An 8,921-nucleotide genomic window follows, 5' to 3' on the forward strand; every position below is an offset into this window, starting at 1 on the left:
ATGACATCGACTGAACTATATGGCAGCGGAATTATTTCTTTTACTAGGGGAAACACTGCTATCCTGCCGAAAATATCTGTAGACAATGTCATAACATGAAAGCCGACATATTCCTGGGTATCGACATGGGGTCCACGGGCCTGAAGGCAGTTGCCTTCGAGGCTGGGACGGGAGCCACGCTGGCCGCCTCGGGCGGCGGGCTGCCCTATAGGCATCTGCCTGGTGGCGGCTGCGAATTGCGTGCGGACGCCATCGACGCGGCGCTGATGCAGGCCCTGCGCGGCGTGGCCGAGCAACTGGGGCCGCGTGTGGCTCAGGTGCAGGCGCTGTGCTGCACGGGCCATGGCGCGGGGCTGTACGCGCTGGACGAGCGGGGCGATCTGTTGGCCGGGCGCGCCGTGGCGTCGACCGACCAGCGGGCTGCCGGGCTGGCGCGGAATCTGGCGCAGCGGCAGGGGGACGCCCTGTATCAGGAAGTGGGCTGCCGGCCGTGGTCGGGCCAGCCCAGCCTGGTTGCCGCGGAATTATTCGATGCGCAAGGCGGTGGGCATCGGGCGATTCGCCGCCTGCTGTTCGCCAAGGACTATCTGGGGTTCCTGCTTAGCGGAGAAATCGCCACCGACGCCAGCGACGTCAGCACGGCGGGCCTGCTGAATCTGGACACCGGCGTGTGGTCCGCGTTGGCATTCGAGGCGGCCGGCCTGGCGGATCTGATGCCGCGCGCCTTGCCACCGATCGTGCCCACGGGCACGGTGATCGGGCGCCTGCTGCCGGCGCGCGCGGCCGCCTGCGGGCTGCCTGCCGGCCTGCCGGTCGTCATGGGCGCGATCGATCTGCTGGCCTCCCTGTCGGCGGTGGGCGCCGTCAAAAGCGGCCATGCGGTGGCGGTGTTCGGCACCTGGTGCGTGAACGCCGTTGTGGCCGATGCGCGCGAACCCAAGCCGGAGGTCGGCGCGATCGTGCGCCATGGGCCGCCGGCCTCGCGGCTATATCTTGAGAACAGCCCTTCGTCCATGGCGAATGTGGCGTGGCTGGCACGCGCGCTGCAGTTCGACGATGCGGCCGCGGCGGTGGACTGCGCGATGTCGGTGCCGCTGGGCGCGGAGGGCTTGCGCTTTCTGCCTTTCATCAACGGGGGCGGGGTGGCGGCGGGCGCAACGGCGGGCTTCGTGGCCTTGAAGGGGCATCACGGGCGTGCGCACATGGCGCGCGCGGTGATCGACGGCGTGGCGGCGTTGCATGCCTGGCACTTGAAGCGCCTGGCCGCGCATGGCCTGGGCGTGCCGGGCCGGGTGGCTGCCTTGGGTGGCGGCGCGCGCGATCCGCGCCTGGTGCGCTTGCTGGCCGATTTCCTGGGCCATCCTGTTGAGCGCTGCGGCGATGACGAGACCGGGGCGCGCGGCGCGGCCGGCTATGCGGCGTTGTCCCAAGGCGCAAGCGCGGACGAGGCCTTGCCCGTGCGTTGCGTGACCGAAGCGCCGGATGCGACGACGGCGCAAGCGCATGCCGAGTTCCATTCGGAATTTGAAGCGCTGATCGGCAATATGGCGCCCGCCTTCGCGCAATTGGCGGGGCGTGCGCCATGACGACGCCAACCTTGCCCTATGTGCGTCCGGCCGCGTTGGCGGGCCGGCATTTTTCCACGGTGATCGTGGGCGCCGGCATCAATGGCGTGGGCGTGTTCCGCGATTTGTCGTTGCAGGGCGTGGACTGCCTGATCGTCGACAAGGGCGACTTTGCGGCCGGCGCCAGCAGTGCGCCGTCGCGGATGATCCATGGCGGCTTGCGTTACCTGGAAAGCGGCGCATTCGCGCTGGTGGCGGAAGCCACCCGCGAACGCAATCGGCTGCTGCGCAACGCGCCGCATCTGGTGCGTCCGCTGGAAACGGTGGTGCCGTTGTCCAGCCGTTTCGGCGGCCTGCTGGGCAGCGTGCTGCGCTTTGCCGGATTCAAGGCGTCGCCCGGGGCGCGCGGCGTATTCGTGGTGGCGCTGGGCCTGCGCCTGTATGACCGCCTGGGACGGCGCCAGCGCGTGATGCCGGAACACCGCATCGCCAGGGCTTCGGCCGCCGACAACATCCTGTTCCGGGAGTCGGTGGGCTGGACGGCCACGTATTTCGATGCCTGGATCAGCCATCCCGAATGGTTGATCCAGGAACTGATCGCCGACGCGCATGCCGACCAGCCCGCGTCGCTGGCGGCCAACTATTGCAATGTGACGGCGTGCCGGGGCAGGACGCTTAGCCTGCGCGACGAGATCAACGGGGAAACCGTCGAGGTCACCGCGGACACCGTGGTCAATGCCACGGGCGCGTGGCTGGACCGGTCCGCCGGCGTGCTGGAAGGGGCGGGTTCACGCGTCATGGGCACGAAGGGCTCGCACTTGATCCTGGACCATCCCGCGTTGCGCGCGGCGTTGGACGGGCGCATGGTGTATTTCGAAGCGTCTGACGGACGGGTCTGCATCGTTTATCCCTTTATGGATCGCGTGCTGGTCGGGTCCACCGACATTCCGGTTGATGATCCCGACCAGGCGGCTACCGAATCCGCCGAGATCGATTACCTGCTGGACGTGCTGGGCGAGGTCTTCCCGCGGCTGCGTTTTGCGCGCGGCGACGTCGTCTACACTTACGTCGGTGTGCGTCCGCTGGCGTATTCGGATGCGGACAAGCCCGGCCAGATATCGCGCGACCACGCGGTGGTGGTCGATCCGCCGAACGCCGTGCGCGAGGTTCCGCTGGTGTGTCTGGTGGGCGGCAAATGGACCACGTTCCGATCCCTGGCGGAGCTGGCCGCGAACCAGGTGCTGACGCTGCTGGACCGGCCCCGTCTGCGCTTGACCGAGGCGCTGGCCATCGGCGGTGGTGCGGACATGCCCGCGGACGGCCCGGCCAGGGAACAACTGGTCGATACGATCCGGGCTAGCTCAGGCCTTTCGCGCGAACGGATCGACGGGCTGGTCAGCCGCTACGGTTCGCGTGCCGACGGCCTGGCGCAGGCCTTCGCGGCGGCAGGGGACGTTCCGCTGCGCCATGCGCCGGACTATTCCGAAGCCGAGATCCGCATGCTGTGCCGCCAGACCGGCGTGCAGCATCTGGCCGATCTGGTGATCCGCCGGACCTTGCTGGCGATATGCGGCCGCGTCACCGACGGCTTGCTGGCCGAATTGGCGGAGCTGGCCGCAGAGGCGCTGGGTTGGACGGATACGCGCCGGCGCGACGAGTGGCTGGCGTGCGCCGCCATTCTGCGCGATCGGCATTTTGTAGATATTGATTCAAGCCTTAGCCTTATCACGACATGAGCAGCCCCATCCCGACCCAAGACGTACTGGACCGCAGCGCCGGCGCCCCGCTTTGGGCGCAGTTTCGCGACGTGGTGCGCGGCAAGATCCTTCAAGGCGAACTGGAGGTGGGGGCCAAGCTGCCCACCGAGGCCGAGTTCGGCGAACAGTACGGCATTTCACGCATTGTGGTGCGGGAGGCGTTGGCGGATCTGGTGCGCAATGGCCTGATCTACAAGATCCGCGGGCAGGGCGCTTTTGTGTCGGCACGCGAACGCGACGAGGACTTCGTATCGACGGTGCTGGGCTTTTCAGACGAAATGGCCCGCAAGGGTCGCACCGTCCGCACTCAGGTGCTGGTGCAGGAGCTGCGCGCGCCGACTGCGCAGGAAGCGACGTCGCTGGCGCTGAATGAAGCGGACATGGTGGTGGCGCTAAAGCGCTTGCGTAGCGTGGACGGCGAACTGCAGTTACTGGTGGAGACCGCCGTGCCGGCAGATCTGGCGCCCGGCCTGCACCGCACGCGTCTGGAAAACCGTTCGCTGTATGACGTGCTGCGCCGCCAGTATGGGTTGCGCATCGTGCGGGCGGAGCGCTGGATCGATGCGGTGGCGCCCGACGCGCACACGTGTGAATTGTTGGGCATGGCCAGCGCCGAACCGTTGCTGCGCATCGAGTCCATTGCTTACGGTTCGAATGGCCGGCCTCTGGAATACTACCGCGCGTTGCACCGCTGCAAATCCAGCCGGCTGCACGTTCAGACCACGACCTGAGGCCGCGGTCCGCCCCATTAGAAGAGGTTCAGCGCTTGCGCCACCCATAGCGCCAGGCCGATCGCGATGCCGATCAGCAGCATGCGCCGCAGTCCGCCACCCGAGGGGACCGCGCCGGGCGACAACGACGGATCCGCATTGACGCGCGAGGGGTGCGACGCGCCGGCGGCGGGAGCAGGGCGCGCCGAGGGCGCGTCGGCCTGATCTGGGCTATCGGTTTCGATGGTGAAGGCAGGCTTGCGCTTGCCGTCAGCCGCATCGCCGGCGAAGTCCTGCACGTCGATGCCCGCGTTTTTCAGCATGTCCCACAGGCCGCTCAGGTCTTTGCCGCTGCGCAACGCCTCGATGCGTTCGCGTTCGGCGCGCGGGACCTCATCCAGGCTGTCGTATTTGCGGCCGTTCACCGTGACCGCGCCGTCCTTGATCAGGACGTTGAACGATTCCCCGTTTTCCAGGCCTGCGTAGCTCCATTCCTGAGTGACGGTGACGCCGTCCATCTTGCTGTCCAGCAGGTCTTCGATGTGGACGCGCTGCTCGGGCGTGAGGTCCGAGGTGGAACTCCAGCTGCGCGTAGTCGTCGAACTGCGCCAGGTCTTCGTCTTGTCGTTCATGGGAGGGATCCGTTGCTGTTCCTTGCCGCGAAATATACAGAATCCGTTAACCCGCTTGTCAGAAAAGCCCGCTTTTGCGGGCTTCTTACATTGTCCTTAAAGCAAAAGACAATCCCATGTCAAGAAAATCGAACTGATATGGTCACTTGAGCAGATCAGATGGTCGAAAAGGCGCATAATGCGACCACCTTCTCTTATGTCCCTTTTCAAGAGCAGGTTCGATTTTCTGTAAGCAAAGAGCGTGTTGTCACTAGCTCGGCAGTTCGTGTTTCCAGGTTTCATGTTCGGTAGCGCGCTAGGACAACTTGGAGTATTCACGGAGATGTCTATGACAGAAGATGCAAAGCCGCGCCGGCGGTTTCTGCAAGCGTTGGCCATCGTGCCAGCGTCGACGATGGCGGTAGGGGCCTTGACCACGGCCTGTACCAGCGCCGACGAAGGCAAGGCCGCCCAGGCCGCCAAGCCCTACGCACCCACCTATTTCACCCAGCCTGAATGGACCTTCATCGTGGCGGCCGTGGATCACCTGATCCCCGCCGACGAGTACGGTCCGGGCGCCATTGCCGCCGGCGTGCCTGAGTTCATTGACCGCCAGATGGAAACGCCCTTTGGCCACGGCAAGCTCTGGTACATGCAAGGCCCGTTCCATCCCGACCAGGTGCCGGAACTGGGTTACCAGCTGAACCAGACTCCCCGCGAGGTCTACCGCCACGGCATCGAAGCCTGCAACGCCTGGTGCGTGAAGACGCACGGCAAGGTGTATGCCGAGCTGGACAAGCCGCTGCAGGAACAGATCCTGAAAGATCTGCAGGGCGGCAAGATCGAGCTCGAGACCGTGCCTGCCAGGACGTTCTTCAGCTTCCTCTTGTCCAACACGAAGGAAGGGTTCTTTGCCGATCCGATCTACGGCGGCAACAAGAACATGGTGGGTTGGAAGATGGTGGGCTTTCCCGGCGCGCGCGCCGACTATATGGACTGGGTTGACCAGCCCAATGTGAAGTACCCCTATGGCCCCGTGTCGATCTCTGGGGAGAAGGGTTAATCATGGCGATCAAGAAAGATAAAGTGGATGCGGTCCTGGTCGGGTTCGGCTGGACCGGTGCGATCCTGGGTCAGGAACTGACCGAAGCCGGGTTGCACGTGCTGGCCCTGGAGCGCGGCGGCATGCAGGATACGCCGAAGGACGCCGAGTACCCGAAGGTGATCGACGAGCTGGCGTATTCCGTGCGCGGCAAGCTGTTCCAGGACCTGTCCAAGGAAACCGTGACGATCCGCCACGGCGTGGACGACGTGGCCGTGCCGTACCGCCAGAACGGCTCGTTCCTGCTGGGAACGGGCGTGGGCGGCGCAGGCTTTCACTGGAACGGCATGCACTACCGCGCGCTGCCTGAAGAGCTGGAACTGCGCACGCGCTACGAAACGCGCTACGGCAAGAAGTTCATTCCGGAAGGCATGACCATCCAGGACTTCGGCGTGACGTACGACGAACTGGAACCGTACTTCTCGAAATTCGAGTACGTGTGCGGCACGTCCGGCAAGGCCGGCAACCTGAACGGCAAGATCGTGGAAGGCGGCAACCCGCTGGAAGGCAAGCGCAGCAAGGAATTCCCGCTGCCCGCGCTGCCCAACACGTATGGCGCGCAGTTGTTCGAGAAGGCCGCGCGCGAAGTCGGGTTCAATCCGTATCCGGCACCCGCCGCCAATGCCTCGGGCCCGTACACCAACCCCTACGGCGTGCGCCTGGGCCCCTGTAACTTCTGCGGTTTCTGCGAAAACTACGGGTGCTACATGTACTCGAAGGCGTCGCCGCAGACGACCATCCTGCCGGTGCTGCTGAAGAAGCCGAATTTCGAGCTGCGCACGCATTCGCAGGTGATCAAGGTCAATCTGGATTCCACCGGCAAGAAGGCCATCGGCGTGACGTATATCGACGCCCAGGGCCGCGAAATCGACCAGCCGGCCGATCTGGTGATCCTGTCGGCCTACCAGATGCACAACGTGCGCCTCTTGCTGCTCTCGGGTATCGGCAAGCCGTATGACCCGAAGACCAATGAAGGCGTGGTCGGCAAGAACTACGCATACCAGATGAACGGCGCAGTGAACGTGCTGCTGCCCAAGGGCACCCAGCTGAACCCCTTCGTGGGCACCGGCGCGGGCGGCGTGGGCATGGACGACTTGAACGGCGACCAGTTCGACCACGGCCCGCTGGGCTTTCTGGGCGGCGCCAGCATCCGCCACGTGCGCTACGGCGGCCGTCCCATCAAGCAGACGCCGACGACGCCGGGCACCCCCAGCTGGGGCACGGCCTGGAAGGCGGGTGTGCAGGACGCGTACCAGCGCTTCATGACCATCGGCATTTCCGGCTCGGTGATGTCGTACCGCGACGCCTATCTGTCGCTGGATCCGACGTACAAGGACGCCTATGGCCAGCCGCTGCTGCGCATGACGTTCGACTGGCATGACAACGAGTTCGACATGCTGGGCTACATGGGCAAGCGCATGGAGACCGTGGCCAAGGCCATGAATCCGGAGAAGCACTTCGTGGCCGTGCGCAAGAAGGGCGCGCGCTATGACACGCGCGTCTACCAAAGCACGCACAACACCGGCGGCGCGATCATGGGCTCGAACCCCAAGGAAAGCGTGGTCAACAAGTACCTGCAAAGCTGGGATGTGCCGAACGTGTTCGTGATGGGCGCCTGCGTGTTCCCGCAGAACATGGGCTACAACCCGACCGGGCTGGTGGGCGCCTTGGCCTTCTGGGCCGCGCAGGCGATCCGCGACCAGTATCTGAAGAACCCCGGCCCGCTGGTCCAGGCTTAAGGAGACGGAACAATGTTGAAGCAAACCATTGTTGCGGCCTTCTCGGCCCTGGTCGCCAGCGCCGCATTCGCGGCGGACGGCACGCCGGCCGCGGCGGATGCGCAGATGATCAAGCAGGGCGAATACCTGTCGCGCGCCGGCGACTGCATCGCCTGCCATACGGCCAAGGGCGGCAAGCCCTTCGCCGGCGGATTGGGCATCGAGTCGCCGCTGGGCACGATCTATTCGACCAACATCACGCCCGACAAAGAGACGGGCATCGGCAACTACACCTACGAGGACTTCGACCAGGCCGTGCGCCACGGCAAGGCCCGCGACGGGCATTCGCTTTATCCGGCCATGCCGTACACCGCGTACGCCAAGGTCACGCCCGATGACGTGAAGGCGCTGTATGCCTACTTCATGCATGGCGTGGAACCGGTCAAGCAGGAAAACAAGGACACGGACATCTCGTGGCCCATGTCGATGCGTTGGCCCTTGACCGTGTGGCGCTGGATGTTCGCACCCGACGTCGTCAGCGGCCCCGCTGCGAGCGACTTGAAGGGCGCCGACCGCGAAGCGCTGCTGCGTGGCCAGTACCTGGTCGAAGGCCTGGGCCATTGCAGCACCTGCCATACGCCGCGCGGTTTCGCCTTGCAGGAAAAGGCGCTGAGCGACGCGGACGGCTCGGCCTTCCTGTCGGGCGGCGTGGTGGAAGGCTGGCTGGCCAAGAACCTGCGCGGCGACGCCACCGACGGCCTGGGCAACTGGACGAAGGAAGACATTGCTGTCTTCCTGAAGTCTGGCCGCAACGGCCATTCGGCTGCGTTCGGCGGCATGGCGCAAGTGGTCGAGGACAGCACGCAGCACTTGTCCGACGCCGATCTGAACGCCATTGCGGTGTATCTGAAGAGCTTGCCGCCGGTCAACAAGGACGCGACCAAGCCGCTGGCCTATGACGAGTCCGTGGCGCAAGCGCTGCGTACCGGCAAGGATAAGAGCGATGGCGCGATGGCGTTCCTGAATAACTGCGCCGCCTGCCACCGCAGCACCGGCAAGGGTTATACGGAAACGTTCCCGCAGTTGGCGTTGAGCTCGACGGTGAATTCCGCGGATCCGGCCTCGCTGATCCACATCGTGCTCAAGGGCGCGCAGATGCCGGGCACGACGGCGGCGCCCACGGCCTACGCGATGCCTGGCTTCGACTGGCGCATGACCGACAAGGAAGTCGCCGACGTGGTGACCTTCGTGCGGTCCAGCTGGGGCAACAAGGGCGCGGCAGTCAGCGCGTCGGATGTGGCCAAGGTGCGCAAGGAAGTGGGGGCGGCCGCGCAGCCCGCGCGTTAACGCGCCCGGCGGTTCCGCAAGACGGTTCTGCATGATGGCGGGGGGGGGGCGGCCCCCCCCTTCCGCCCCCCCCTATTTTTTTTTTAAAATCACCCCTGCGGCCGGCAGCGC

The 8,921-nt window shown here is 65.3% G+C and carries 7 protein-coding genes; 6 read left to right on the forward strand and 1 reads right to left on the reverse strand.

Translation table 11 applies throughout. The annotated features are described in order from the left end of the window. Positions 1 to 95: 95 nt before the first annotated feature. The 3 genes from AC27VE_RS14950 to AC27VE_RS14960 are packed head-to-tail and all read left to right on the forward strand — an operon-like array spanning position 96 to position 4,053. Positions 96 to 1,586, forward strand: coding sequence for an FGGY family carbohydrate kinase (locus tag AC27VE_RS14950; RefSeq protein ID WP_488704311.1), 1,491 nt, complete (start codon positions 96 to 98; stop codon positions 1,584 to 1,586). Further along, entirely contained in the window at positions 1,583 to 3,301 is a 1,719-nt protein-coding gene (locus tag AC27VE_RS14955; RefSeq protein ID WP_488704312.1) for a glycerol-3-phosphate dehydrogenase/oxidase, read from the forward strand. The genes AC27VE_RS14950 and AC27VE_RS14955 overlap by 4 nt, the downstream gene beginning before the upstream one ends. Further along, a complete protein-coding gene (locus AC27VE_RS14960; RefSeq protein WP_488704313.1) occupies positions 3,298 to 4,053 on the forward strand; it encodes a GntR family transcriptional regulator in 756 nt (251 codons plus the stop codon). Before AC27VE_RS14955 ends, AC27VE_RS14960 begins: the two co-directional genes overlap by 4 nt. 17 nt (positions 4,054 to 4,070) lie before the next feature. On the opposite strand, the gene AC27VE_RS14965 is transcribed toward AC27VE_RS14960, so the two are convergent. After that, positions 4,071 to 4,664: a hypothetical protein gene (locus AC27VE_RS14965; RefSeq protein WP_488704314.1), complete on the reverse strand. Its 594-nt coding sequence runs from the start codon at positions 4,662 to 4,664 to the stop codon at positions 4,071 to 4,073. 328 nt (positions 4,665 to 4,992) lie between these two features. Here AC27VE_RS14965 and AC27VE_RS14970 point away from each other — a divergent pair, with 328 nt between their 5' ends. The 3 genes from AC27VE_RS14970 to AC27VE_RS14980 are packed head-to-tail and all read left to right on the forward strand — an operon-like array spanning position 4,993 to position 8,810. Continuing rightward, positions 4,993 to 5,706, forward strand: coding sequence for a gluconate 2-dehydrogenase subunit 3 family protein (locus AC27VE_RS14970; RefSeq protein ID WP_088587135.1), 714 nt, complete (start codon positions 4,993 to 4,995; stop codon positions 5,704 to 5,706). Between the two features lie 2 nt (positions 5,707 to 5,708). Beyond that, positions 5,709 to 7,484, forward strand: coding sequence for a GMC family oxidoreductase (locus tag AC27VE_RS14975; protein WP_006224279.1), 1,776 nt, complete (start codon positions 5,709 to 5,711; stop codon positions 7,482 to 7,484). A 12-nt stretch (positions 7,485 to 7,496) separates the two neighbouring features. Further along, on the forward strand, positions 7,497 to 8,810 hold the full coding sequence (locus AC27VE_RS14980) for a c-type cytochrome (protein WP_424624684.1): 1,314 nt from the start codon (positions 7,497 to 7,499) through the stop codon (positions 8,808 to 8,810). Positions 8,811 to 8,921 lie beyond the last annotated feature (111 nt).

The sequence above is a fragment of the Achromobacter sp. 18P8.1.1 genome (assembly GCF_057799415.1).